The organism is Rhizobium sp. RAF56 (assembly GCF_052113965.1).
Lineage (GTDB): Bacteria > Pseudomonadota > Alphaproteobacteria > Rhizobiales > Rhizobiaceae > Rhizobium.
Genome location: NZ_JBFRDU010000042.1, coordinates 17,070 through 41,160 on the forward strand (window position 1 = coordinate 17,070; position 24,091 = coordinate 41,160).

The 24,091-nt window shown below is 59.1% G+C and carries 22 protein-coding genes and 2 pseudogenes; 5 read left to right on the top strand and 19 right to left on the bottom strand.

Going from position 1 to position 24,091, the window contains the following annotated elements:
* The first annotated feature begins 108 nt into the window (after positions 1 to 108).
* Entirely contained in the window at positions 109 to 1,347 is a 1,239-nt protein-coding gene (locus tag AB4048_RS24655) for a cytochrome-c peroxidase (RefSeq protein ID WP_442204628.1), read from the top strand.
* Positions 1,348 to 1,408: 61 nt separating this feature from the next.
* On the opposite strand, the gene AB4048_RS24660 is transcribed toward AB4048_RS24655, so the two are convergent.
* From AB4048_RS24660 to AB4048_RS24685, 6 genes are all read right to left on the bottom strand, one after another.
* Complete coding sequence (locus AB4048_RS24660; protein ID WP_442204629.1) at positions 1,409 to 1,621, bottom strand: hypothetical protein; 213 nt, start codon at positions 1,619 to 1,621, stop codon at positions 1,409 to 1,411.
* Between the two features lie 407 nt (positions 1,622 to 2,028).
* On the bottom strand, positions 2,029 to 3,198 hold the full coding sequence (locus tag AB4048_RS24665) for a mandelate racemase/muconate lactonizing enzyme family protein (RefSeq protein WP_442204630.1): 1,170 nt from the start codon (positions 3,196 to 3,198) through the stop codon (positions 2,029 to 2,031).
* A 31-nt stretch (positions 3,199 to 3,229) separates the two neighbouring features.
* A complete protein-coding gene (locus AB4048_RS24670) occupies positions 3,230 to 4,003 on the bottom strand; it encodes an amino acid ABC transporter ATP-binding protein (protein ID WP_442204631.1) in 774 nt (257 codons plus the stop codon).
* Complete coding sequence (locus tag AB4048_RS24675) at positions 4,000 to 4,659, bottom strand: amino acid ABC transporter permease (protein WP_442204632.1); 660 nt, start codon at positions 4,657 to 4,659, stop codon at positions 4,000 to 4,002. The genes AB4048_RS24670 and AB4048_RS24675 overlap by 4 nt, the downstream gene beginning before the upstream one ends.
* Positions 4,656 to 5,321, bottom strand: a complete 666-nt coding sequence (locus AB4048_RS24680; protein WP_442204633.1) for an amino acid ABC transporter permease — start codon at positions 5,319 to 5,321, stop codon at positions 4,656 to 4,658. Before AB4048_RS24680 ends, AB4048_RS24675 begins: the two co-directional genes overlap by 4 nt.
* Before the next feature lie 65 nt (positions 5,322 to 5,386).
* Complete coding sequence (locus AB4048_RS24685; protein WP_442204634.1) at positions 5,387 to 6,226, bottom strand: transporter substrate-binding domain-containing protein; 840 nt, start codon at positions 6,224 to 6,226, stop codon at positions 5,387 to 5,389.
* 218 nt (positions 6,227 to 6,444) lie between these two features.
* On the opposite strand from AB4048_RS24685, the gene AB4048_RS24690 reads away from it, so the two are divergent.
* A complete protein-coding gene (locus AB4048_RS24690) occupies positions 6,445 to 7,137 on the top strand; it encodes a GntR family transcriptional regulator (RefSeq protein WP_442204635.1) in 693 nt (230 codons plus the stop codon).
* A gap of 466 nt (positions 7,138 to 7,603) precedes the next feature.
* On the opposite strand, the gene AB4048_RS24695 is transcribed toward AB4048_RS24690, so the two are convergent.
* The 6 genes from AB4048_RS24695 to AB4048_RS24720 form a co-directional block, all read right to left on the bottom strand.
* Entirely contained in the window at positions 7,604 to 7,837 is a 234-nt protein-coding gene (locus AB4048_RS24695; protein ID WP_442204636.1) for a BrnA antitoxin family protein, read from the bottom strand.
* 142 nt (positions 7,838 to 7,979) lie between these two features.
* Positions 7,980 to 8,732 (bottom strand): amino acid ABC transporter ATP-binding protein, encoded by a 753-nt coding sequence (locus AB4048_RS24700; protein WP_442204649.1) that lies wholly within the window; start codon positions 8,730 to 8,732, stop codon positions 7,980 to 7,982.
* A gap of 46 nt (positions 8,733 to 8,778) precedes the next feature.
* Positions 8,779 to 9,726: an amino acid ABC transporter permease gene (locus tag AB4048_RS24705; RefSeq protein ID WP_442204650.1), complete on the bottom strand. Its 948-nt coding sequence runs from the start codon at positions 9,724 to 9,726 to the stop codon at positions 8,779 to 8,781.
* A 125-nt stretch (positions 9,727 to 9,851) separates the two neighbouring features.
* A complete protein-coding gene (locus AB4048_RS24710) occupies positions 9,852 to 10,709 on the bottom strand; it encodes an ABC transporter substrate-binding protein (protein WP_442204637.1) in 858 nt (285 codons plus the stop codon).
* A gap of 119 nt (positions 10,710 to 10,828) precedes the next feature.
* The gene (locus tag AB4048_RS24715) at positions 10,829 to 12,133 is read right to left on the bottom strand and encodes an NAD(P)/FAD-dependent oxidoreductase (RefSeq protein WP_442204638.1); all 1,305 of its coding nucleotides are present in this window, start codon (positions 12,131 to 12,133) and stop codon (positions 10,829 to 10,831) included.
* 24 nt (positions 12,134 to 12,157) lie between these two features.
* Complete coding sequence (locus AB4048_RS24720; RefSeq protein ID WP_442204639.1) at positions 12,158 to 13,177, bottom strand: isopenicillin N synthase family dioxygenase; 1,020 nt, start codon at positions 13,175 to 13,177, stop codon at positions 12,158 to 12,160.
* 99 nt (positions 13,178 to 13,276) lie between these two features.
* Between AB4048_RS24720 and AB4048_RS24725 the strand changes: the two genes are divergently transcribed.
* The 3 genes and pseudogenes from AB4048_RS24725 to AB4048_RS24735 form a co-directional block, all read left to right on the top strand.
* Positions 13,277 to 14,221: a nucleoside hydrolase gene (locus AB4048_RS24725; protein ID WP_442204640.1), complete on the top strand. Its 945-nt coding sequence runs from the start codon at positions 13,277 to 13,279 to the stop codon at positions 14,219 to 14,221.
* 110 nt (positions 14,222 to 14,331) lie between these two features.
* Positions 14,332 to 14,955: a TetR/AcrR family transcriptional regulator gene (locus tag AB4048_RS24730; RefSeq protein WP_442204641.1), complete on the top strand. Its 624-nt coding sequence runs from the start codon at positions 14,332 to 14,334 to the stop codon at positions 14,953 to 14,955.
* 27 nt (positions 14,956 to 14,982) lie between these two features.
* A pseudogene (locus tag AB4048_RS24735) lies at positions 14,983 to 15,172 on the top strand (IS110 family transposase); the annotation flags it as partial.
* 902 nt (positions 15,173 to 16,074) lie between these two features.
* On the opposite strand, the gene AB4048_RS24740 reads toward AB4048_RS24735, so the two are convergent.
* From AB4048_RS24740 to AB4048_RS24770, 7 genes and pseudogenes are all read right to left on the bottom strand, one after another.
* Positions 16,075 to 17,142, bottom strand: coding sequence for an AI-2E family transporter (locus tag AB4048_RS24740; RefSeq protein WP_442204642.1), 1,068 nt, complete (start codon positions 17,140 to 17,142; stop codon positions 16,075 to 16,077).
* Positions 17,143 to 17,250: 108 nt separating this feature from the next.
* Complete coding sequence (locus AB4048_RS24745) at positions 17,251 to 18,075, bottom strand: LssY C-terminal domain-containing protein (RefSeq protein ID WP_442204643.1); 825 nt, start codon at positions 18,073 to 18,075, stop codon at positions 17,251 to 17,253.
* 389 nt (positions 18,076 to 18,464) lie between these two features.
* On the bottom strand, positions 18,465 to 19,274 hold the full coding sequence (locus tag AB4048_RS24750; protein ID WP_442204644.1) for a transporter: 810 nt from the start codon (positions 19,272 to 19,274) through the stop codon (positions 18,465 to 18,467).
* Positions 19,275 to 19,671: 397 nt separating this feature from the next.
* A complete protein-coding gene (locus AB4048_RS24755) occupies positions 19,672 to 20,469 on the bottom strand; it encodes a hypothetical protein (protein ID WP_442204645.1) in 798 nt (265 codons plus the stop codon).
* 390 nt (positions 20,470 to 20,859) lie between these two features.
* Positions 20,860 to 22,494: an arylsulfatase gene (locus AB4048_RS24760; protein ID WP_442204646.1), complete on the bottom strand. Its 1,635-nt coding sequence runs from the start codon at positions 22,492 to 22,494 to the stop codon at positions 20,860 to 20,862.
* 459 nt (positions 22,495 to 22,953) lie between these two features.
* A complete protein-coding gene (locus AB4048_RS24765) occupies positions 22,954 to 23,721 on the bottom strand; it encodes a hypothetical protein (protein ID WP_442204647.1) in 768 nt (255 codons plus the stop codon).
* Positions 23,722 to 23,848: 127 nt separating this feature from the next.
* Positions 23,849 to 24,091 (bottom strand): annotated as a pseudogene (locus AB4048_RS24770) (hypothetical protein); the annotation flags it as partial.

Consider the following 24,091-nt stretch of genomic DNA (forward strand, 5'->3'; position numbering starts at 1 on the left):
CTACCGATGCTTGCGCCATCATGCCTTGCAAAGCCGTCGAAGACACGCCGAATAATGAAGGTAATCACAAAATTTCTTTACGGCATAAGAGGAGAGCGCCGGGCTCGGATGCTGCTGTTTGTCTTGATGGCAACGGTGCTTGCAGCCGGCGCTTCCGTCGAAGTTTCGCCCACATCCGCCGCCGCCGGACAGGAGTTCACGCGCGCCCAGGCCCGCCGACAAGTGGAGGCGCTGGGTGAGCTCGGGCGGGCGTTGTTTTTCGATCCTTCGCTGTCGGGTTCAGGCAAGATCGCGTGCGCCTCCTGCCATGACCCGGACCATGCCTTCGGTCCACGGAATGCCCTCGCAGTCCAGCTCGGTGGCGGCGATATGCATCAGCCCGGCGTCAGGGCGGTTCCGTCGCTCAAGTACCTGCAGGCCGTACCGCCCTTCACCGAGCATTTCTTCGAATCGGAAGACGACGCCGACGAGAGTATCGACAACGGGCCGACTGGCGGCCTGACCTGGGATGGGCGCGCAGACCGTGGCCGGGAACAGGCCAAAATTCCGCTGCTGTCCGGTTTTGAGATGGGCAACAAGGACGAGGCGGAGATCGCCCGGCGGCTGCTCGCGGCAGGATACGACAAAAAGATCGCCGCCATAGCCGGCCCGGACCGGCAAGACGATCCCCGGACCGTCTATGACACCGCGCTCAAGGCCATCGAGGTCTTCGAGCAGGATTATCAGACCTTCTATCCTTATTCGAGCAAGTTCGACGCCGTACTGGCCGGGCAGACGACGCTGACCGCTCAGGAGGCGAGGGGACGCGATCTGTTCGAGGCGCCCGACAAGGGCAATTGCTCCTCGTGCCATGTCAGCCAGCGAGGCAACGACGGCACGCCGCCGCAGTTCACCGATTACGGCCTGATCGCGCTCGGCGTGCCGCGCAATCCGGATATTCCCGCCAACAGGGATCCGCGTTATTTCGATCTTGGCCTGTGCGGCCCGCTGCGCACTGACTTTGCCGGCCGCAAGGAGTATTGCGGTCTGTTCCGCACGCCGACGCTGCGCAACGTCGCACTGCGCCAGACCTTCTTCCACAACGGCGTCTTCCATTCACTTCGCCAGGCCGTGGAGTTCTATGTGGAACGGGAGATGGATCCGGGGCGCTGGTATGCGTATCGGGCCAACGGCGGCGTCGACAAATACGACGACCTGCCGGAGGGGGCAAAGGCGAACGTCAACATGGACCCGCCCTTCGATCGCCGCCCCGGTGACAAGCCGGCGCTGACCTCTGCCGAGATAGATGATGTCGTAGCGTTCCTGAACACGCTGACAGATGGCTACAGTCCGACAAAAGCCCAGTAAGGCCTCCACGGCAGCGCAGCTCACGCGGGTGCCGAAGCCTGCGCCAGGCCCCAATTAAGATCTAACTGTTTCCGGACTCGACCCGAAGAGCGAGCAGCTTGGCGACAGCGTCAGCGCCGTTGCCAGAGGCCGACAACTTCCCGCTATCGTGCACTTCGAGCGCGGCTCCGTTCGCGAAGCTGACGGACCATCCGTCGTCGTTGCTGTTCCGGCGGCGGTCGGTCAGTTCAATGCCTGCCGCGGAGACCAGCGCGATGGCTTTTTCTACATCCATAGTCGTCACTCGATTAAAGATGTTTCGCGTACCAGCTAGCGCTCGAAGCCGAAACGAGTCAAGGCCAACCCGGTTCGGCCGGCAGGTGACAGGTCGAAGCAACGTGCGCCACGCGATCATGTCATCCAACAGCGATGTCGGAGATCATTCCGCGTTACGAGCAAGGAGTAGAAATGACCGCCTCGTCGCGTTTCTGCCGGCTCCGCAGGCCGGCCAGCGGGCAGACCGCCCCGACGTCGCAGCCGCTTGCACTCGTTGCAATGGTAAAGGTCGAGAAGAGACCCAAAGAACCCGCACATTAGCTAAATGAAACACCAGCGATTTCGTTGAATCGTGAGATCCTTTACTGGCGACAAGCAGATTCCTCGCTTGCCGAGTGTGGGGACGGTCGACCGAACCCGCCATATCTATGCTACTTTGAAAAACCGTAACGCTTCCTCATTAAGCACCGCACCCAGCCCTGGTTTTGTGGGCTTTTCGATGACGCCGTTGTTGAACGTAAAACCATCCTCCGCCAATTCCTTGCGCAACGCATCGACACAAAGGCTCGGTGGCAGGTACTCGATAAAGCGGCAATGCGAAGTGTTGAACGCCAGATGCGCAGTAGCGGTCACCGAGATGCCCGTCTTCCAGCAGTGCGGTACGATAATGCGACCACGTTCCGCTGCCATATCACAGACTGCCTTGGCCTCGCCGAATCCGCCGACGCGGCCGATATCGGGCTGCGCCACATCGACCTTGCCGCGATCCATAAGTTCCTCGAACTCATAGCGCGTTGCCTGCCATTCCCCGGCCGCAATCGGCATTGGCGCCTCGTGGTGCAAGCGAGCATAATCATCGAGCTTATCAATCCAGAGCGGGGTTTCGAGGAAGAAAATGTCGAATTCCGCCCAATCTTTGATCGTGCGCAGCGCGGTTTCAGCATCCGGCCACATATATTGCACATCTATCATCAGCGCGATGTCCTTGCCCAGCGCCTTGCGGACCGCCTCTACGACCCTGGTGTGATTTTCATAGGGCTCACGCATGCCGTCATGCGCGTAGGGGCCGTTCATCGTGACCTCGGCTTTTACAGCCTTGAATCCCAGGCCCTTGGCGCGTTCGGCCCAGATACACAGCGAGTCGCGATATTCTTCCCAGCGATTGCCGCTGGGCTGGAGCGAGGCGTAGGGGATGACTTCCGCCTGCTCGGCCCCTCCAAGAAGCTCGAAGATGGGCTTTCCCTCGACTTTACCGCGTATATCCCACAGCGCCATGTCGATAGCGCCCATGGCGTGTATCACCGCGCCGCGCCGCCCGTTCATGGCGGTGCCGACATACATCTTGTGCCATAACTCTTCGGTCTGCAGCGGATCGGCACCTATCAGCATATCCTTGATACCCAACCCCATCGTGTGGGTCCCGGGAGCCTCGATACAGGCCTTGGCTATCCAGGGGTTGACGTCGGATTCGCCAAGTCCGGAAATGCCTTCGTCCGTTCGAATGATAACGATGAAGCTGTCCTGAGCGGACGACGTGCTGCCAGTGCTCATATCCGGAGCAAGAAGAACGTGGCACTCGATATCTGTAATCTTCATGATTTTCTTCCTTATGGAAATTGATGGATGGCTAAACCGAACGAGCGGAGCTTCCATCCCAACCGAGATGGCGAAGGAAATCGCGGGTCCTCGTCACCGTGGGCGCTTCGAATACCTGGTGCGGCGAGCCGATTTCGATGATCCGTCCCTTGTCGAACACGGCGACCCTGTGCGCCACCCGCGCGGCAAACGTCATTTCGTGGGTGACCACCACCATGGTCATGCCCTCGTCCGCCAACTGTTTCATGACGCTTAGCACTTCACCGATGGTTTCCGGGTCGAGCGCCGAGGTAGGTTCGTCGAACAGCATCATGTCCGGGTGCATGGCCAGCGCCCGCGCAATCGCGACCCGCTGCTGCTGGCCTCCCGACAGTTGGGCCGGATAAACATCGGCCTTGTCGACCAGGCCGACCTTTGCCAAAAGTTCGTCGGCGCGGTAATTCGCGTCTTGCCGCGACAGTTTAAGAATCTTGTGCGGGCCGACAGATACGTTGGCGCGCGCAGTCATGTGAGGGAACAATTCGAAACCCTGAAACACCATGCCCATGCGCTGGCGCACCTTTCGAATGTCGGTGCGCGGGCCATGCACGTCGATTCCATCGAAGATGACCGTGCCGCCGTCGATGCTGTCGAGAGCGTTGATGGCGCGCAGCAGCGTTGACTTGCCGGACCCGCTCGGCCCGATCAGGCAGACGACCTCGCCACGGTTGACATCGAGGGATACGCCGTTCAGCGCCTGCACCGTGCCATAGCGCTTGGAGACATCGACGAGCTCAACAATGGGAGTTGCCGGTACAGCCGTCATTCGCTCACCTTGAATTTGCGATGCACCCAGTCAGCGAGCTTTGCCTGCGGGTAGCCCATCAGCCAGTAGAGGACCGCCATCGCCGTCAGCACTTCCAGCACGCGGAAGCTTTGAGAGCGAAGTTGCAGTCCGACATAGGAAAGTTCAGCGACCGCGATCACCGAAACCAGCGAAGTATCTTTGAAAAGGGACACCCAGGTGCTGGCCAAGGCAGGCAGCACGCGGTGGATCGCTTGAGGAATGATGACGATCCTGAGCGCTTGCCATTCGCTCATCCCCAGTGCCAGGGCTGCATTGCGCTGGCCAGCGCGGATAGAGTTGATGCCGGATCGGAAGGTTTCGGAGTTGAATGCTGAGACATTTAGCGTCAATGCGATCAGCCCGGTGGCAAAAGCCGATGCGCGGAAGTCGATCATCACCGGAAGAATATAGAAAACCCAGTAGACCTGCAGGATGATGGGCGTAGTGCGGAAAAATTCTACGAAGCCGGTGGCGAACGCACGTACCGGTGCCAGGCGGGACATGCGCATCAAAGTCAGCAGCATGCCACCGGGCAGGGCCAGCGCCATGGTGGCAAAGGCCAGCATGATTGTGACTCCTGCCCCGTGCAGCAAAAGGGGCCAGTTGTTGGCTATCACGCTCCAATCGAATTTCATGAGGCACCGAGATGGGCGATGCGCCGATACAAATGGTCGACCGCGCGCGCCACAGGCCAGCTCATCACGAAGTAGACGATCAGTGCTGCTGTGAACACTTCAAACGGTCGGTAGGTTTGCCCGACCACAACCTGGCTTTGGCGCATCAACTCCGGAACTGCGATTGCCGAGGCCAGCGAACTGTCCTTTATCGTGATAACGAGTAACGACCCGAACGTCGGCAGCATGCGGATCAACGCCTGCGGCAATACGACGATGCGTATCGCTTGCATCGGGCTCATGCCAAGTGCCAGCGCCGCGCGGGCCTGCCCTGGGCGGATGGATGTTAGTCCTGCACGGACCAGTTCCGCCACGAAGGCGCCAAGGTGAAGACCCATGCCGACGACGGCGGCAATAAACGGGCTCATTGAGTATCCGCTTACCAGAGGCAGTGCGAAAAAAATCCAGACCAGGATTACCAGGAGGGGAACGGAGCGCATTGTGTCCACATAGATCGACAGCAGCGCATCGAGCCATCGCGGGCCATATGTTCGTGCGATGCCAACAACAAGCCCGGTGGCCAATCCGATAGCGATGGACAGAATGCTCAGCGAGAGGGTGAACAAAACACCATTGAGCAGGAAACGCCAATAGCCGCCAAGGATGGTGAAATCGAATTGCACGTGAAGCGGTTCCGGTTAGGAATAAGGCGGCCGCATTGCCGCCTTATTCAGGAATGAGGGCGGAACTAATTGCCTTTAATTACCCGGAATTCCTCCGCTTCGACCTGCGGTTGGACTTCGGCAGCCACAGCCTGCAGCCAAGCCAGAAATTCGGGCTGGTTCTTGTCGATGGCGTGACCTACCGGCGTCGCCATTTCCTGGCTGCGCAGGCAGTCTGCGGGGAAAACCATAAGACCGGCTACGGCCTTGTCTACCTCAGGCCATTTTGTATTGTCGAGGGGCGCGATGTCTGCTCGCTTCGACACGATTTCCTCAACGGGGGCGGTGGCACCGGACCCGCTGACGCCGTGCGCGGCCATCTTAGGAAAGCGCGTCGGCACCCAGGTCTCGGGTGGGGTACCGGTGTAATAGGCCATGGTGATGTCGGGCGAGTTGAGATCATCCACCGACTTGATGTTTGCCAACTTTGGATTCGACTTCAATCCAATCATGCAAAGGCTGGATTTCGAGTAGACGATAAAATCCACCACCTTTTTGCGGGCGTCCGTGATGGATAGCGGCGCAATGGTAATGTCCACTTGTCCGGTAGCCAGGATCGGCACTTTGGTCTCGTGACTGACCGGCACGGGTTCAAGTTTGACACCCAGTCGCTTGGCGTATTCCGTGGCGAGCAGCCACGACGGCCCGCTGAAAGGTTCACCCGAACCGCTGGTATTTTCGATCAGCCACGGCAATTCGCCGAGAACTGCAACCTTGAGAGTGCCCCGTGCCTTAATAGCGTCGATGCGACTGCTCACCCCCGGCGCGGGCACATCCGCCCCTGCGGCGGAAGCCGCATTGGCCGCCAACATGGCACCTATTGCAAAAATGCCGGCGGCTATTCCGCCTAATATTCTGGATTTCATCTGATCCTCCCAACGGCTCGCACCGAATTCACGAGATCGAACGGACCTTGCCGGATGAGCCAGTCCGGGCAGGAAAAGTTCGCATAAGTGTCGCCGACCGGTCAAGCAAATTGCATGAATGTAGGCAAACTAATTGTATTCAATTTCAAATGCGCTATTTTGACAGGCAAACAGCGCTATGCTTGAGCAATGGCGCCATTGCCGAGGCAGAGTGAATCATGGACCGTGCCGTCAGAACTGAAATGACCTTGCAACGACGAAAGAACCTCGCCGAGCAGATATCCGACACGTTGGTCGAGGCGATCGCACTTGGCGTGCTCAAACCCAGCGAACGCATCGTGGAGGCCGAGATAGCGGCCCGCTTCAAGGTCAGCAGGGTGCCGGTTCGCGAGGCACTCAAAATTCTCGTTACGCAAGGCATTCTGGAGGGGGAACCCCATAGGGGGCTTCATGTAATCCCCATCGACGAAACCATGCTCGATCGAATCTGCGAGGCGCGGCTTGCCGTAGAAGTTATTGCGGTCAAAACCCTGATGTCTGCGCCGGAGTTGATGGCACGATTAGGCGAAAGCCTTGACCAGCGTATCGCCGATATGGCGACGCAGGTTTCACGAAACGACCTCACTGGCGTCAATCAGGCGGATATTGCCTTTCACGCCGATCTTTGCTTGATTTCCAATAATCGTATTGTTTGGACGCTCTGGCAGGCGATCGCGCGCCATGTCTGGATCGTTTTTGGGCGTGAGATTCTTTCCGAGAAAGCCATCTCCAACATCGTCCAGGAGCATGAAGAACTCCGCGTCGCAATTCTCTCGGGCGATGAAGAGCGAGGCGTGCGTGCGCTTCAAGAACATATCTTCAGACAACGAATGAACCACAGATCTGCGCGCTCCGTATCCAGGGCCTCTTGAAAGCATGCGAATTTGGAGCAACGTTGGGCTTGGAGGTGCCCGCGAGGTTGACGCAAAACGAGCCTTGAAGCCACGTCAAGAGTGGGCGCCGGAGAACTACCCCCCACGCGGGATCGGCGCGCGCGGTGAGGTAGGGGCAGGTCGGCGTCGCCGTTTCTCGCGACCTCCTATGGGGTTAAGCGGCCATTATCGCAATCTGTTTGGGGCAGCGGAAGTAACTTACTGTAACAAAGTGCAGCCACGCCTGCGAAAGGCGCTTTTGCTGCGCCACGGTTTTATTCCCGCGTTACTCCGTCCGATAATTTCACGGTAGAAGTCCCTCGAACCTCACGTCCAGACCTCCTGGTCATGAGATCCTCCAAGTCCCGTTGCTCGTCCATGGAAAGGCGATCACAGTCGCATTCGAAGCTGCGTGACACCATTTGCAACGGAGGAGACGGTAGGCGGACACGCGACTAAACGTCGATCAAACCGCGCGTTTCACGGCATCCCGCAAGGCATCGTTCATGCGGTCCTGCCAACCAGGGCCGTCCGCCTGAAAGTGCGCCAGGACGTCGCTGTTGATCCTCAATGATATCATTTCCTTGGTGTGCGGGATTGCGGGTCTTTCGATCGCAGGAGCCGCCTCCTTCTTTCTCGGACTGAACAATGCCTCAGCGGTGTCTTTTGGATTAGTTGGTCTTCGGGGTGTTGTTGCCATAATCGGTTCCTTTTCGGGGCTTACTACGCTGTGCCATCCTCAGGGGATCGAGCGGTGGGGCTCCAGCCATTTACCTTCCGGCCAAAAGTGTCATGCCTTCGCTAACACGCGCTGCATATCCTCGGCTCTGACCAACGCGCATTCACAACACGCGCGACAAGAATTCCCGCGTGCGAGGCGATCTTGGGTCGCTGATCATCGCGCGAGGTTCGCCCTGCTCGACGATCACGCCCTCGTCCATGAAGATCAATTGGTCGCCGATTTCGCGGGCGAAGCCGATCTCGTGGGTCACGACCACCATGGTCATGCCACTCTCGGCGAGATCGCGCATGACGCTCAGCACCTCGCCGACAAGTTCCGGGTCGAGCGCCGAGGTAGGCTCGTCGAACAGCAGCACTTTCGGTCTCATCGCCATGGCGCGGGCGATGGCGACGCGCTGCTGCTGGCCGCCGGAGAGCTCGCGGGGATAGCGGTCATGCTTGTCCGACAGCCCGACGCGAGCGAGCAGCACGGCGGCTTCGGCGCGCGCCTGTTCCACCGGCGTCCGGCGCACCTGGGTCGGTGCTTCGATCATGTTCTCCATCACGGTCATGTGGGAAAACAGGTTGAAGGACTGAAACAGCATCCCGATCTCGGCGCGCCTCTGGCAGAGCAGAACGTCCCTGACCTCGTGCAGACTGTTGCCGATCAGGTCGTAGCCGACGAATTCTCCATCCACCAGCAGCAGACCGCCGCTCAGCTTCTCCAGATGATTGATGCAGCGCAGGAAGGTGCTCTTGCCAGAGCCTGACGGGCCGATGATGCAGCTGACGGAGCCCTTGGGCACGTCGAGATCGACGCCCTTAAGCACTTCGATATTGCCGTAGGACTTTCGTACGCCGCGGGCGAAGACCATGGAATCGGCCGGTACCTGGAAACGGGAACGATTGTCTTTGCTTGCCTTAGACATCGCTTTGCCTCCTCCGCCAAGTGATGGCGCGTGCCAGGATCTCGATCAGCATGGCATCGTCGCGCTTGTCGCTACGGCCGAAATGCCGTTCGAGGAACAGCTGGCCGACCGACATGATACTGACGACGGCTAGATACCAGAAGGCGACCACGATCAGGAGCGGGATGGTCTCGAACGTGCGGGCATAGATGCTCTGGGCCGAATAGAACAGGTCGTCGACGGCGATGAAGGTCACGAGCGAGGTCATTTTCAGCAGGTTGATAGCCTCGTTGCCGGTCGGCGGCACGACGAAGCGCATGGCCTGCGGCAGCGTAATGCGCTTGAGGATCATGCGGTATGGCATGCCCAACGCACTCGCCGCCTCGGCCTGGCCCGACGGCACGGACTTGATACCGGCGCGGATGATCTCTGCCATGTAACCGGCCTCGCAGAGCGAAAGCGCGACGACGGCCGAGAGGAACGGCGTCATGATGTCATTGGTCCTGGCCGAGAATACGGTGCCGATATAGGGCAACGTCAACGAGATCTGCCGCACCAGCAGAGAAAGATTAAACCAGAAGATCAGCTGGATTAGCGCCGGCACGCCCCGGAAGAACCAGACATAGACGCTGGCGAATGCGCGCAGGATCGGGCTCGGAGAGACGCGCATGATGGCGACTACGGTGCCAACGACGATCGCCACCGCCATGATCAGCACAGTTAGCAGCAGCGTCGTGCCTAGCCCGCGCAGGATCGGCGGATGCAGTATGTATTTGGCCGCGGTGTCCCAGGAGAAGGCTGGATTGACTGCGAAGGCGCGGATGATGAGCGCGACCAACAGCAGCGCAAGCGCGGTGCCCACCCAGATGCCATATTGTCGCTGGGGAACCACCTTCAGGCGCGCCACCTTGTCCGCTATGGCCGCATTCGCCATGGTCGGGGTGGGGGGAGGGTCTGCCATGCTCATTCGCTTTTCCTACAGAGTGTCGTCATGGGTGTGCGGCATGGGCCGGACAACGCTAGAGCGCCACCACATCAGCGAATGCGGCGGCGCTCCGAGATGGGCCGGGCGGACAGCGCCAGCCATCAATCGGCGCGCAGCGAGCCCATTTTGTTGACGAAATAGGGCTCCTTGATCGCATAGGTGCCCATGCCGTACTTCTTCAGGATCTCCTGGTACTTCCCGTTCCTGAAGAGTTCGGCAAGTGCCGCGACGATCATATCGCTTGTGGCCGGATCATCTTTGGCGACCGCCAGACCTAGCGGCGCGATGTCGTAGAGCGTCGGCAGGACGACCAGCTGGCCCTTGCTAGTCACTTCGAAATAGCTCGACGAGGTGGCGTCATCCATGCGCGCGTCGACGCGGTCCGAGAGAACCGCCTGCACGATGTCGGTGGAGGAATTGAACACCGACTTGGTGATCTCGGTTTGGCCCTTGTCCGTGCAATCCTTGCTCAGCTTGTCGACGAGGAAGTCCGAGGCGCTGCCGGCGGAGACGCCCACCCGCTTGCCGCACAGCGGCGTGTCGCCGGTAAAGCTGCCCTTTTTCTCGGGCGATGTCGAGGCGGCTATGCCGGCCTTGATGAACATCACGAAATCGACCTGCTTGAGGCGCTCGGGATTGGCTGAAAAAGTTTCCCAGGCGATCTTGAAACGGCCGGATGCAAGGCCGGGGATCATCGAGGGGAACGGTGTGCGCTGCACGTCGAGTTCGGCATTGACCAACTTGGCGACTTGGCCGGCCAGTTCGATGATGATGCCGACCTGCTTGCCGTCGGCGTCGAGATATTCGAAAGGCGCGTAATCGAGCGTGTTGGCGACGGAAAGCTTGCCGCTGCTCTGGACTTCAGGCGAAGCCTTGATCTCGGCCGATAGCGCCGAGCTGCTCCAGACCGTAAACAGCGCGCCGAGGCCGAGCCCGGCCATTTTCAGATGTGTGTTCATTTCAGTCGTTCCTCTCTTTGTATTGTTCTCAGTTCCTGACGCCTCGGACGGGTTATGCGGTTATCCCCTGGCGCATTCCAGCCGGCGTACCTGACGGGAACTCTTGGTAGAGGTGCCCATCAAACGCCTGTGGTCGGTCGCGGCCTGGTGCCGTCTATGAAACGTTCGTAACGGAAGGCCGCGATATCGACGATCGGCCTATCACCGGAGACGAGATCAGCGGTAAGGCGCCCAGCACCGGGGCCGATCCCGAATCCATGACCGGAAAAGCCGGTGGAAATGACCAGGCCCGGCAGTGATTTGACCGTCGAAATGACGGGGATCGCATCCGGCGTTGCATCGATGATGCCCGCCCAGGCCTGTTCGACCGCCACGCCCTTGACCACGGGGAAGGCCTTCTGGAAGGCCGCATAAGTCGCCGAGAGTCGGCTCCCCAACGGAGCGGGATCGAGCGTCCGTACCCGTTCGAACTGCGTGTCGCCCGCGCCGTTACTGGCTGGGCCGGTGAAGAGCCCAAGGTTGAAGCTGCTCCATTCCTGCCGCATCATCGGCACGAAATCGAAGAAATAGCGGAAACTGTCGGCGCCGATATCGTGCCGATTCTGGCTACCGTCGGCGATCGTATAGCCGCCATCGAGCCGTTTCCTGTAGGCGAAATCGGTGCACCATGCGGCGCCATCGGGACCGCCCGAGACCGGCGCGGTCCGCAGCACCGAGGCGCGCACGCCAAGCTGCGGCAACCTCACCCCAACGCCGCGCAGGAGCTTCGTCGACCACACGCCGCCGGCGACTACCACGGTCTGACAGTCGATATGTCCATGCTCGGTGAGGATACCGGACACGCGGCCATTAGATGTTTCGATATTCCGGACCGCGCAATTGGCGACCAGCACCGCGCCCGCCGCTGCCGCAGCCCGGCCGATCGCCGCCGCCGCCTTCTGCGGCTCGGCCCGCGCGTCGCTGGCGGTATAAAGCGCGGCATGCCAGTTGCGGGCGGCGCCCGGCAGCAAGGCCGAAAGCTCCGCGCCTCGGATCATTCTTGAATCGACGCAATGGTCGCCGGCGCGTTTCAGCCAGTTTTCGTGATGGGCGACATCTTCATCATTGTCGCAGAGATAGAGAATACCGGTGCGGCGGAAGCCGACATCGACGCCGACCAGTTCATCCATGCCTTCCCAGATCCGCATGGCCTCGACAATCAGCGGCAATTCGCGAGGATCGCGACCCATGCGACGGACCCAGCCCCAGTTGCGGCTCGATTGTTCCCCGACAAACTGCCCTTTCTCGCAGGCCACGACCGAGAGGCCCCGGCGCACTAGAAAGAGCGCTGTGGTTAGTCCGATGATACCGCCGCCCACGATCACCACATCGGCGGTCGCGGGCGGCTTCTCGACTGATATGACCGGTTCGACTGGCGGTCCCAATCCATACTCCCGACGGTGCTGAGCTCAACCCTTCGCAGCCGCGGCTTCCGCCGCCTGCTTCTTGCGATAGTGATAGTTCTTGTCAATCCGCTCCATGAGGTAATCACCGTACTGGACCGGCGGATATTTTGACTCGCTACCAGCTGGCACGCAAACATCCAGCGCCTCGATTATCTCACTCATCGACGGATCGAAGAAGAAGGGCTGTGAATAGCGCTCGCGGCCGGTACGGTTGATGACCCGGTGGGGCGTCGACACAAAGACGTCGTTGGACCAGCGGGCGAGAATGTCGCCGACATTCATCACGAAGGAATCCGGCACCGGCGGCGCGGGCACCCAGTCGCCGGCCTTGTTCTTGACTTCAAGACCGCCAACATTGTCCTGCGCCAGCAGGGTGATGAAGCCGTAATCGGTGTGCGGCGCCGAACCGAACAGGCCTTCTTCCTGCGGCTGCGTCGGGTAGTGCAGCAGGCGCAGGAACGTGGTGGGATCTTCGAAATAGCGGTCTAGGCTGTCGGAGGGCAGGTTGAGCGACAGCGCGATGGCCTGCACCATCTTGCGCGCCAGCGTGCTCATTTCGGCGACATAGTTCTCGATCGTGGCGCGGAAATCCGGCAGCGCGGCCTCGTCCGGCCACTGGTTGGGGCCCTGCAGCGGCTCCTGGGCCAGCGACTTGGGGTCATTGGCGTCGACTTCATGCATAAAGAAGATCGACTCGCTCTGGTTCGGCTTGCTGACGGTGGCGACCGAGGAGGTTACGATGGTCGAGCCAGCGAAGGGCAGGAAGCCACGGAAATTCTTGTCGATCTTGAGCTTGAGCTTCTCTTCGTCCGGCAGCGCGAAGAAGCGCTTGGAGGCCTCGCGGACGGCTTCAACATCGGCACGCGGAATGGGATGGCCGACGACATAGAGAAAGCCGATCGTTTCGAGATAGCTGCGCAGCGTGGCCGCGGTCGCCCGGATCGCCGCTTCGTCATCGCCATAAAGCGACGAAACATCGAGAATCGGAATCTCGGAAAAATCGCCGCGGTCGTTCGAGTTCATCGCAAACTCCTGTCTTGAACATACGATACAGTACTGTATTTCTACACATAGAAATGATAACGGCAATAGGCATTCTTCAACCATGAGAATCTCAAAGCAATGACCCCACGCAAGATAATCATTGACACCGATCCGGGGCAGGACGACGCCTTTGCTATCCTCTTCGCCCTGGGCTCGCCGAAGGAGCTCGAAGTTGTCGGCATCACCACCGTGGGCGGCAATGTCCCCCTCAGGCTGACGGCGATTAATGCGCTGAAAGTGGTCGAATTGGCTGGCCGTCCCGACATTCCCGTGTTCGCCGGCTGCCCGGCGCCGATGGTGCGGCCGCTGATGACGGCGGAATATGTCCATGGGGAGACCGGCCTCGACGGAGCCGACCTGCCGGATCCGGTGACGCCACTGCAAAAAGAGCATGGCGTGAACTGGATAGTGCGCACCATCATGGAAGCCGAAGTGGGCGAGATCACCGTCTGTACGCTCGGGCCGATGACCAATCTCGCCATGGCGATGACCATGGAGCCCCGGATCATCCCCCGAATCCGCGAAGTCGTACTTATGGGCGGCGGCTTCTTCGAGGGCGGCAATGCGACGCCGGCCGCCGAGTTCAACATCTATGTTGATCCGCACGCCGCCCACAAGGTGTTCGCCTCGGCGGTTCCAGTCACCATGGCCGGCATCGATTGTACCTATACGGCGCAGATGACGCCGGAATGGCTCGGACGGCTGCGCGAGACCGGCAGCCGCGCGGCGATCGAAGCAGCCAATCTCGCGGATTTCTTCCGTCAATACGGCTCCCACAAGTTCCCGACCGAAGCGCGGCCGATCCACGACGCCTGCGTCACCGGCTACCTGCTTGCGCCCAAAATCTTCGAGCAGCGCCAGTGCTATGTCACGGTCGACATTTCCTCGCCCGTCACGATCGGCATGACCGTGGTCGATTGGTGGCATGTCACCGGGGCGACGCGGAATTGCAACGTGCTACGCCGCATCGAGCCGGAGCCATTCTTCGAACTCATGCTGGAGCGGATCAGCGCGCTCCCTTGATTCTGCGCCCGCTGGTTGATACCGGCAGGCCGATAGGCAAGACATCGACCGGCATAGGTGCCGTTCGCAATTCAGCCCCGAAGCGGCCCAGCATTGAAAGGGCAAAAGCCTTGGCAAGATCGAAGCAGTCAACCGGCGCCGCCGCGAAATCGGACGAGACCCAAGGCCCTCGCCGAACACTGACCCGCCAGGGTTGGGTCGTAGCGGCCCGCAAGATGCTGGAGAGCCGTGGCATCGCCGAGGTTAAGATCGACCGCCTCGCCCGCCAGTTCAAAGTCACGCGCGGCAGCTTCTACTTCCACTTCTCCAGTCTAAAGGACCTGCACAACGACCTGTTGGAAGAATGGCGCCGCGCCAACTGCGCCCCCTTCCAGGCCATGGTCGACATCGAAGTAACCGATGGCGTGCAGTTCTTCAGTGACATCGTCCATGCCTGGGTCGACGAAAATCCCTTTAGCCCCAAACTCGACCTTGCCGTCCGCGACTGGGCCCGGACCTCGAAGGATCTCGAAAAGCAAGTCGACGCCATCGACCAGCTACGCATAGATCTCCTGATCCGCGCCTTCCTCAAGATGGGCTATTCCCACAAAGAAAGCACCGTCCGCGCCCGCATCACGTATTTCCACCAGATCGGTCAATACGCCCTCTCCTTCAAGGAAGACCCCGAGGTGCGCAAGAGCTACCAGCCGCTGTTCGGCGATGTGCTGCTGGGGCCGCTTGCCAAGAGTTTGTGACGACGGAAACTAGATCGCACGCGCCATAAGATGTCGAAGCATGCAGTGAACAGTGGGAAATGTCCTCGCGCTTCCGGCTCGCTTTGAGCAGCTACAGCAGAAGGCGCGGTTGCGAACAGGAAAGTCATTTCCCATCGTGCCCATCCAAGAGGCGGGACTGGACGGCTTTTGGATACATCGCGTGCTGGAGGCGAACGGGATCGAGAGCTACGTTTTGACGCAGCTTGGGCGATCGTGATAACGGAGGGTTTCGTTTCGAGGCAGCGGGCGAAATCGCCTGGAGTTCGACCTTATCACCAACCTCACAGCAACATCGCTAGATGGCGACGGCTCTTAGCGACACGATCCATCAGGCATTCATCTCTGCGCCGCCCTCTCGGTCTTGTAGAGATCTTCGAAACGAGCCTCATCTCCCGCATCGGTCTACGATCCTCGTCCAGCAGCTTGACGGCGGTTCCGCTAAGCTGTCAGCCAAGGCGCAAATCGGGGAATATATTTTGGAAGACGGTATCGATACCAACTGCCACAAAGCCAATCACCAGGATTGAGGCCAGCCGGCGGCGAAACGCCAACGGGAAGAGGCCCTGTCCGGGCCTCTTCGATTTCGTTAGCTCTTCTTGTTGCTCTGCTGCCCTGCCTTGGATTGCCGCTCGTTAGAATCACTGCGGCTAGAACCCGACTGACCGTCCTGTGTCGAAGCCTGCTTCTTGTCGCCGCCACCTTTATGGCTCTGCTGGCCAGCTTTCACGTGCTGTTCGTGAGTTCCACCTTGGGAAGCCATTATCATTTCCTCCTGAAGTTCGAGTTTTCGGATTCCTTCATGCGAAATCCATTGATCAAACGACGCGGCGCTGCGTCGGTCGAGGCTCCCACCCGGTTCATCGGCAGACGGGGACAGGGTGCCAAAAAGGGTCCCCGGCAATCTGCGCACTAGGGCCCTTCAAGCGACAATATAAGTTCACAACCGATGGTTCGTGCGACATCTACCCAATTTGTCGGACCGGAAGTCTACCGTCAGGCTCTAGCATCCTCACGTCAATGTAGAAACCGGGGCCGAGGCTGGAAACCAAATAACGTTTATCAATTCAAAACCTATCCTTAAGTCCTCGCCCAACAATCTTAATCAGGCCCGCCTGCCGAGTGCCGGCTTGACTGTAATGATTGCCGCATGGCGAACCGGAGGATCACGCCCAACGATGCCGCCATTGGTATCGCCAACAACACGCCAATGAAGCCGAACAGCCATCCAAAAGCGAATAGCGCAAACATCATCCAGACTGGGTTAAGTTTGACGCGACGACCGATGACGCGCGGCGATAGCACATAATCGGCAAGTATTTCTCCGCCGATAAATATGCCCGCCACAACAGCGATAGGTACCCAATTCGGCCAGAACTGAGCCGTCGCAACGCACGTCGAGACAAAAATGCCGGTGACGGCACCGAGATAGGGAACAAAACTGATGAGGCCTGCGGCAACGCCGATCAATATGGCATGGTTGAGCCCGACGAGCCTGAGGGCTGTCGCATAAATCACCACAAGAGCGAGACAGATAATGACCTGCCCGCGCAGGAAGCTGGCGACTGTTTCGTGGATTTCGCGCCCAAGCGCCCTGATATCGCCACGATATGCCGCGGGAAACCAGCCATCGACCATCGCAATCGTTCGGTGCCAGTCGATTGCGAGATAGATGGCGATGATTGGCGTGACGACGAGCAGCGAGATGAGGGAAACTAGCGCGAGCCCGCTCGACCATAGAGAGCGAAGAAAGCCATCGAGCCAGTCGCTACCCATCGTCTTGGCGATTTCGCTGGAGGATTGCTCAATGTGAAGTTCGTCACCCATGACACTGTGCATCCAAGGGCGGCTTGCATCGTTAATGAGCGACTGGAGTCGTGTGACGTAGCGAGGAAACTCCTCAATAAAAAATCTGGCCTCGCCAATAATTGCCGGAAGCATCACCAAGAGAAAGGCGATAAGACCCGCGACTAGCGGCAGGAGGACGGCCAGAGCTGCAAACGAACGATTGATCCCGAACCTCTCCAGCCTGTCGACCGCCGGAACGAGCAGATAGGCAAGCAATGCACCGACAACGAACGGCAGCAGGATTTGGCGCAACAGCACCAGCATAACCAAAGCGACTGCAGTGACCACGATCCAGAACGCGGCTGGTTGCGCAATTCTCATCGACGTTCTCCGCACGTTCGTTTTCCAGCCCAAATCTGGCTCAGTTCCCGTTTCCCCGTGCGCGGATCCTCGGATTCAAAGGGCGTGGCGGGAGGTATTGATGGCAATTCAGCTCACCGTCAAACTTGCGAAGGCGATCTCACCATCGGTAATGTAGTGGTTGACCTTTCCGGTCTGCAAAACTGAACCCGATTTGTGCCACGCGACATCCCCGATTACTCGCCTTGCTGCTAGCTCATTGACTATGTAGTCGCGCTCGGCGTTCGTATCCGAATCGGTCGCATGCGTAACTTGAAATGTTAGCCAAGTTAGCGAGAACCCAGTGTCTCGGGTGCCCGCCCCAACCCATAGTGCGCGCTCCTCGGGCGACGGCTTGTCCGTATTTAACCAGAAGCTGGCGGCACTCATGTCGTCTTCGGAATGGGCGAGGCTGAGCGTCCAGAAGCGGATGTGATGGCGCTTGCGCGGGCTGCCGTCGATGGGCTCTTGGAACCCAATATCCTGCCCACGCCCAAACAGATAAAGGGTGCTGAAAGGGGCGGTGGGATAGGCGGAGTTGACTAGAAACGCTCGTATCATTCGCCACGAGCTTGCAATCCCCAAACGGTCGGCCGTGGACCAGCCTGCTGTTTCAAAGGCCTTACGGAGTTGTTGAAGGGTGCCGATGAGGACGAAATTTACAGGATCGCCCGGCAGACCATCTCCCGTGATCGTGTATCTAGGGATAAGTCTTCGATGAAGGACCTTCAGGCACATTCGGACCACGTTAGGCAGAATGACATAAGCAGCCAAGCCATAGGTAAGGCAGACCGCCAAGACCCATGGAAGCCTGTGATCGGCAGTATCGAAGACAACGAAGACTATCAGCCAAACGCTTACTACGCCCACGCAGAAGACGAGAAACCGCTGGAAAAGGCGAGTGAGCAATCTCAAATCGTTTGTCCCGAATGTGACCCGATAATGCCCTTCGCCCTGATAGTTCGAAGGGGTGTTCCGACAGTTAACACCCAATTTGAATGATAATGCTTTTCCTGATTTGGACCGGGATTTTCACTAGCAAGCTATACCGAATTCTCGCCCAGAAGTAGCTTCCTCACCAACAGTGGCGGGTGGGTCCCGAACGGAGCAACGTCCTGGGATGGAAGGGAAGACTGCGCCGGTTCTGTAGCACGCAACAGCTAACCGGCCCGATCGACTGCGATTTTGGTCGAGCCGCACCGATATTCAGCTTGCTCTATCAATTGCCACTTAGCACGTAGAGAACGCAGGTAGCCGAAAATGCTCATGACTCAGCTATCCCCTGAATCACCGGCGTTGTGCGGTCACTCGGGAAAAAGCAGCGTCGCGAAGGCTCGTATGCCAAAACCGTCCGGTCCACCGTCGGGACTTGCGGCCCAGTAGCGCGTACCGATGCCGAAACTGACCGCCTGCTTGTCGATGCGCACGAGCTTGGAGATCGTGACATTGATCGGAACCGCCCAGTCGCGCGCTTCCCAATTGTAAGTGCTTTCGGTGTCCAGCGAGAAGGTCCAGGCATCGTGTGTAGTGTAAGACAGAAAAGGCTCCAGGAAAGTGGAACTGACGTTCTCGCGATCGTCCTGCCCGGCAAAAGACCAGATTTGGTTTGCCAGGATACCGTAGGTCCACGGCCCCTCCTGCTTTAGCGCCACGCCTGTCGGACCTGCCCCCCACTTGCCGCTGCCCAGCTGTTCATCGGTGGCAGTCGGCAACAGCAAGGCCGGGCCGACCCCCCAGATGAGCCCGCCTGCGGTCGGCTTGGCGGGCGATAAGAAGAAACTCTGAAGGGTGTCGCCAAGGCCAAACTGATCGCCAGATGGCCCTGCGATATCGTGCTGGTAGGCGATTGGTACAATCGTCCTGGATATGAGATTCCAGTCCTCGTTCAGGTGGAAGGGGATGACCGGCTGCACGTTGACGTACGCTTTGTCGCCATTGTTGGGACCATAACTCTGGTCCCAGTTGAATTGGAACGGCACGCTGACCAGCGAAGCAATCGGGTTTGCGAGCTTCTTCGCCAGCTCCTCGCTGTTGTCCTCAGCGAGCAATGGCGTCGCAAAGGCTGCGATCAGAGCGAAGGAGGCGGCGGTCGATGTGAGGCGAGCATAAATCATTTTGGATCCCCAAATGCACCCCAGCCGATATACTCGGACGTTCAAGCTGGCTTGACTAGTGCCTGGCCGCAACAGATGGGTTTAAAGATGTCGAGTTGCCAGTACGGATACGGTCGGGACCATGATTGCTGTTGTGCAGGTGGAGCGCGTAAGTTCCCTCCGCTGAGAACGGGCTACTGCCGCCGATCACGGCATTGGTGGGCCCTCCTGAGGCGCCCCGACGGCGGCAAGGCTCTTAGGTGAGCGATCTTTTCAAGCTCGCCAACCATCAATGTGGTAAGCTGGACAGGGGCGGACCAAGAACGCGCTACCAGACCGTAGCGCTCCGAGGTAGCCAGCCTCAATCAACCGACTTTCTTTGCCGGCTCTGCAGCTTTCTTGCGTCGCCCTTGATGAGCTAGAAGTGGATGGATAGGCCCACAGTCGGGCCTTGCAAGACCACATCATAAACGAACCCATTATCTCGATAGTTCACGCCCATGGCACGGTAGCCGACCTCAGCCGAAAACGTGTTGTTGAACTTGTAGCCGAGACCCGCACCGACATCCCAATCAACATCTGCGCCGCCCCCGCCCACGAGGCCCCACCCTGTCGTGTAGATCTGTGGCGTGAAGAAATAGTTGCCCTTCAGGCCGGCCATCGCATCAACCCAAGTCTTGGTGCTGTCGCCCCGTGCACCGTCCAGGAAGCCGCCGTTGAAGGAAATCGTGTTGTCGAGCGACCAGAGTCTTGCCCCGCCGACGATATCGAGGTGGCCGTTCGGTGCGTCGAGCAGCGCATATCCCGCGCCGAGGAAGCCGGTGAAGGTCTTGGAGGTGACCTCAACATTGTTGGCGACGATACCTCTCGGCGTGGCGGTGTCGTTTGAGAGCTTCAAATATATAACGTCGCCGACAATGCTGTAGCGATCATAACGCGCCTCGCCTGTCACCATCGCCCCGAAATCGAGATTGTTCCAAATGTCGCCGAAGTCTGCATTGATATGAGCCTCGGGTAATCTGCGCACTCCAACATCGCCCGAAATTCCAGCGGCCCACAAATACGGAGTGACAGTATAGGTCCATCCCGAGGAGGTTTGTACCGGCGTCGGGGCTGGCGCGTCCGGCGTCATGTCAGCAGCTTGTGATACGGAAATCGGCAGCGTGGCCCCAAGTATGACGGCCGCGTAAATCGTCGCTCGCTTGGCTCGTGTCATCGCATTTCCTCGCCGCAGTGCGCGACGCGAGCGGGATGCCGCGTTGCATCGGTATATCCCGGAACGCGATCTGTCCACTTACACGCTGCGAGACATAAGAAAGTGACAGGATGTGGCTTTGGAGACGCACCAGCTTTTCATAGGAATCCACGAGGAGTCTCCGCTGGGGCTTGTGGAAGCGCTCGGAAAAAATCCATCTAAATTGGCGACTTAAGTGTTTCGACAGCCAAGAACACGGTATCGATGTTACAGGTCGCCTCAGCCGAAATCGCTGCACGTGCCCTTGCGTTCGCAAGTCAATGTGGGTTCTCTGGGCGTTTTCTTATCCTTTGTGCGATCAGTACTCGATGCGGGCGGCCTCGAGGCCGCCCGCATTGAGAATTGGCTCTATCAGTTGCCCGGGCCTTTTGCGGCAGCCGCAGCCTGGGCCATGCGCTGCTGCATCTCGGCCTTGACGGCGTCGAGGTTGAAGCTCGCGCCTCGCTGCATTGGAGGAAAGTCGAGGAAGGTCTGGAGCTCCTTTCCGACCAGCTGCTGGACAAATACAAACCGCCAGAACTGGTACTTGAACCAGTCGAAATACTGCTGTCCACCCTCTTTAGTTCCGTTGTTGGGCCAGCCAGTCCGCTCGAATGGGTCGAGCCGCAGGTTGGTGATGTAAGGGACGTCCGGGTGGGTCTTTTCGCCAACCCAGCCCTGAGGCTGATCGATGAAGCGGAACTTATAGTCGTCGATGCGAACTGCGCCGACCGTACTTTCGCCCAGGTAGAAGATCTCGTGGCGTGCAGAAGGACCTTTGCCGGTGATGGCCGCCGTCTGGTCGTATCCATCAAGATGGTTCTTGTAGGTCCGGTCTTCTATGGTCTTGCCCTGCAGGAGTTCGTTGGTGATGTTCGGATTGCCGGCGGCCGCAGCAAAGGTCGGCAGCCAGTCCAGGCCGGAGAATATGCCGTTCTGCACCGTGTCAGCCGGCACATGACCGGGCCAGCGTAAGATCGCCGGTACGCGGAAGCCACCTTCGAGCACAGTACCCTTCGACTGGGCGAAAGGCGTCTGCCCTCCGTCAGGCCAAGTGAACACTTCCGTCCCGTTGTCGGTGGTGAACAGGACGATGGTGTTGTCGTCCTCACCCAAAGCCTTGATCTTGTCCATCACGAGCCCGATGTCGTCATCCAGCTGGGCCATTCCGGCTTCCTCTTCCGACCAGCCGTTCTCAGAGTTTCGCATTGCCTCATATTTGGGAGACAGGTGGGTGACGATGTGCATGCGCGTAGGGTTCAGCCAGACGAAGAAAGGTTTGTTGTCCTGCTTGGCCTTTTCCATGAAACTCGTGGCGAAGTCACGGATCTCGTCGTCGACCGTTTCCATGCGCTTGGGAAAGAGCTGGCCGGCGTCCTCGATCCTTTGCTTGCCGATTTTGCCCCAGCGGGGCATCTCGGTCGGGTCGTCCTTGTCAGTTGCCCAGCTGTGAACCATGTTGCGCGGTCCTACCACGTTCAACAGATCCTGCGGATAGTTCGGGTGCGCCGGGTCTTCCATCGCGTCGAGATGATAGAGGTAGCCGAAGAACTCATCGAAGCCGTGAACCGTCGGTAGAAACTCATTCTTGTCACCCAGGTGGTTCTTCCCGAACTGGCCGGTGGCGTAGCCCATTGACTTCAAGACGGTTGCGATCGTCACCGCTTCGGCTGGAAGGCCGATTGCCGCGCCAGCTTGGCCAACTGTAGTCATGCCAGTTCGGATGGGTAGCTCGCCCGTGATGAAGTTGGCGCGGCCGGCTGTGCAACTCGCCTCCGCATAATAGTCCGTGAACAGCATGCCTTCTTTGGCAATCCTGTCCAAATTGGGGGTGCGGCCGGCCATTAATCCGCGATGATACGCTCCAATGTTCCACATGCCTATATCATCGCCCATGATGACAAGGATGTTGGGCTTTGATTGGTCTTGCGCGGCAACGCTTGCCGCGCTTCCATAAAAAACTGATGCAGCTGATATCGCCGCTGCTAAGCAAATGCCTGCCTTCATGTCAGGTACCTCCCAGACGCACCTCAGCTCTGCCAACGGTGCGGGTGAATATGCGCTCAAACCTCAATTGAAAAATGCGACCGGTTCAGCCGGCGGTGAGCCGTGGGTCCTCTACTTGCGTGCTTGATGGAACCGAAGATCGGCGTTTCAACGGCGTCACTATAGTGGCTTTCACTAGGTAAACGAGCCTACCCAAACGGACTAATTAGCGGACACGAAGCTTGTCGGTAAGGCCAAGCCAATCACACCGCGGCGGCGCGGAGCCGAAAACAAAACGGACGCCCAGCCAACCCATGGATACCAGAGCTTCTGTTTCCCGCGGGTGCCGATCGACGATACGGACGGGCCGGCTCGTCACCAGAGCCTAGCCGATCCTCGCAATCGACAAGTCGTATCCTGGCCTTTAGCCAACCATTCGGCATTTTAAGCGGTTCGTCGAAGAAACACGCCCTAACGCCGTCAGTAGCAAGCGGCGAAGGGCGTATCGACGCAGGTACTGTCATAGTAATTGTGGTAGTAGGGTTGCCCCGCGCCGCCACTGTCCGACACGCCTGGCAAGGAGCTGCGATACCAGGCGCCGTGGTATACCGGCGCATGCCAGTAGTTATGGGCTTGTACGCCATTGTCACCTGAGCCTCCCGCGCCCAATCCGCTGCGGGCCAACCCGACGTAATTAGGGCTTCCTATGCCACTTCCGCCATAGCCGCCGCCGCCGAAATCGCCGCTGAAATTATCGATGAAGACCGCGGCCGGACCACTCGATCCGTTGAGGCTTCCTTCAAGGACCGAAACCTCGAAGGTCAGCGTGTTGCCATCGAGTTTGGGCGATTTCAGTGTCACTACCGCGTCGCTGACCTTCGAGCCGTCGCCGCCGAGAATGGAGACTGTCGCATTGGGCGGGTTCTTCGCGAAATTGTCCTTACCTTCATCCCATTGCATGATGAATTGTTCGGTCGTCACATGGCCGGCCGAGCGCACCGGGCGGTCGGCGAATACGATCGAACTCGCAAAGACGCCTGTCAACGTCAGCTTGTCGTTGGCGAGCGTCGCCCCCGCCGAGTTGATGACGGCGAGCGACGGCACCGGCCCGGTCGGCGTCACTACGCCAATCGTCTTCTGCAGGGGAACGTGGGGCTTGACCCCCGCATCCTGGGCGACGGCGCCGACGACGGCGCAGCAAAGCGCAGTTGCGGCGAAGGCAAGGCAGGAGAGATTTCTGGCAAGCATTGCTGGTCTCCATCTTCTGGGGCGGGCAAGCCGCGTCGGGAATTGACCTATCTCGAACAGCAACCGCCGATGTGCGGTCGCGGCAGCCCTCGTCATTCAACAGGGCGGGGCGATCTCTGAACCACCATCACTCGCATGGCGGATATGGGTAGTAGCCGCATCGGTAGCCACGGTTGTAGTAGGGCGCGTATGCGTAAGGATGGGCGACTGCGGCTCCAACGGCGACGCCAGCCGCGACCCCTGCGGCCACCGGCGCACCGGCATACCAGGCGCCGTGATAGACCGGGGCATGCCAGTAGTTTCCGCCGTGCCATGTATTAACATTGATGTTTCGGTTGACGTCGATGCGATTGCCACTGAAGTCTCCACG

Bases quoted from the DNA above. Each gene is read 5' to 3' on its own strand.
- AB4048_RS24765 (WP_442204647.1), bottom strand. From the start codon at position 23,721: ATGCTTGCCAGAAATCTCTCCTGCCTTGCCTTCGCCGCAACTGCGCTT.
- AB4048_RS24700 (WP_442204649.1), bottom strand. From the start codon at position 8,732: ATGGTCTTCGCCCGCGGCGTACGAAAGTCCTACGGCAATATCGAAGTG.
- AB4048_RS24760 (WP_442204646.1), bottom strand. From the start codon at position 22,494: ATGAAGGCAGGCATTTGCTTAGCAGCGGCGATATCAGCTGCATCAGTT.
- AB4048_RS24655 (WP_442204628.1), top strand. From the start codon at position 109: ATGCTGCTGTTTGTCTTGATGGCAACGGTGCTTGCAGCCGGCGCTTCC.
- AB4048_RS24675 (WP_442204632.1), bottom strand. From the start codon at position 4,659: ATGAAATTCGATTGGAGCGTGATAGCCAACAACTGGCCCCTTTTGCTG.
- AB4048_RS24705 (WP_442204650.1), bottom strand. From the start codon at position 9,726: ATGGCAGACCCTCCCCCCACCCCGACCATGGCGAATGCGGCCATAGCG.
- AB4048_RS24720 (WP_442204639.1), bottom strand. From the start codon at position 13,177: ATGAACTCGAACGACCGCGGCGATTTTTCCGAGATTCCGATTCTCGAT.
- AB4048_RS24750 (WP_442204644.1), bottom strand. From the start codon at position 19,274: ATGATTTATGCTCGCCTCACATCGACCGCCGCCTCCTTCGCTCTGATC.
- AB4048_RS24695 (WP_442204636.1), bottom strand. From the start codon at position 7,837: ATGGCAACAACACCCCGAAGACCAACTAATCCAAAAGACACCGCTGAG.
- AB4048_RS24660 (WP_442204629.1), bottom strand. From the start codon at position 1,621: ATGGATGTAGAAAAAGCCATCGCGCTGGTCTCCGCGGCAGGCATTGAA.
- AB4048_RS24710 (WP_442204637.1), bottom strand. From the start codon at position 10,709: ATGAACACACATCTGAAAATGGCCGGGCTCGGCCTCGGCGCGCTGTTT.
- AB4048_RS24665 (WP_442204630.1), bottom strand. From the start codon at position 3,198: ATGAAGATTACAGATATCGAGTGCCACGTTCTTCTTGCTCCGGATATG.
- AB4048_RS24685 (WP_442204634.1), bottom strand. From the start codon at position 6,226: ATGAAATCCAGAATATTAGGCGGAATAGCCGCCGGCATTTTTGCAATA.
- AB4048_RS24690 (WP_442204635.1), top strand. From the start codon at position 6,445: ATGGACCGTGCCGTCAGAACTGAAATGACCTTGCAACGACGAAAGAAC.
- AB4048_RS24670 (WP_442204631.1), bottom strand. From the start codon at position 4,003: ATGACGGCTGTACCGGCAACTCCCATTGTTGAGCTCGTCGATGTCTCC.
- AB4048_RS24725 (WP_442204640.1), top strand. From the start codon at position 13,277: ATGACCCCACGCAAGATAATCATTGACACCGATCCGGGGCAGGACGAC.
- AB4048_RS24755 (WP_442204645.1), bottom strand. From the start codon at position 20,469: ATGACACGAGCCAAGCGAGCGACGATTTACGCGGCCGTCATACTTGGG.
- AB4048_RS24740 (WP_442204642.1), bottom strand. From the start codon at position 17,142: ATGAGAATTGCGCAACCAGCCGCGTTCTGGATCGTGGTCACTGCAGTC.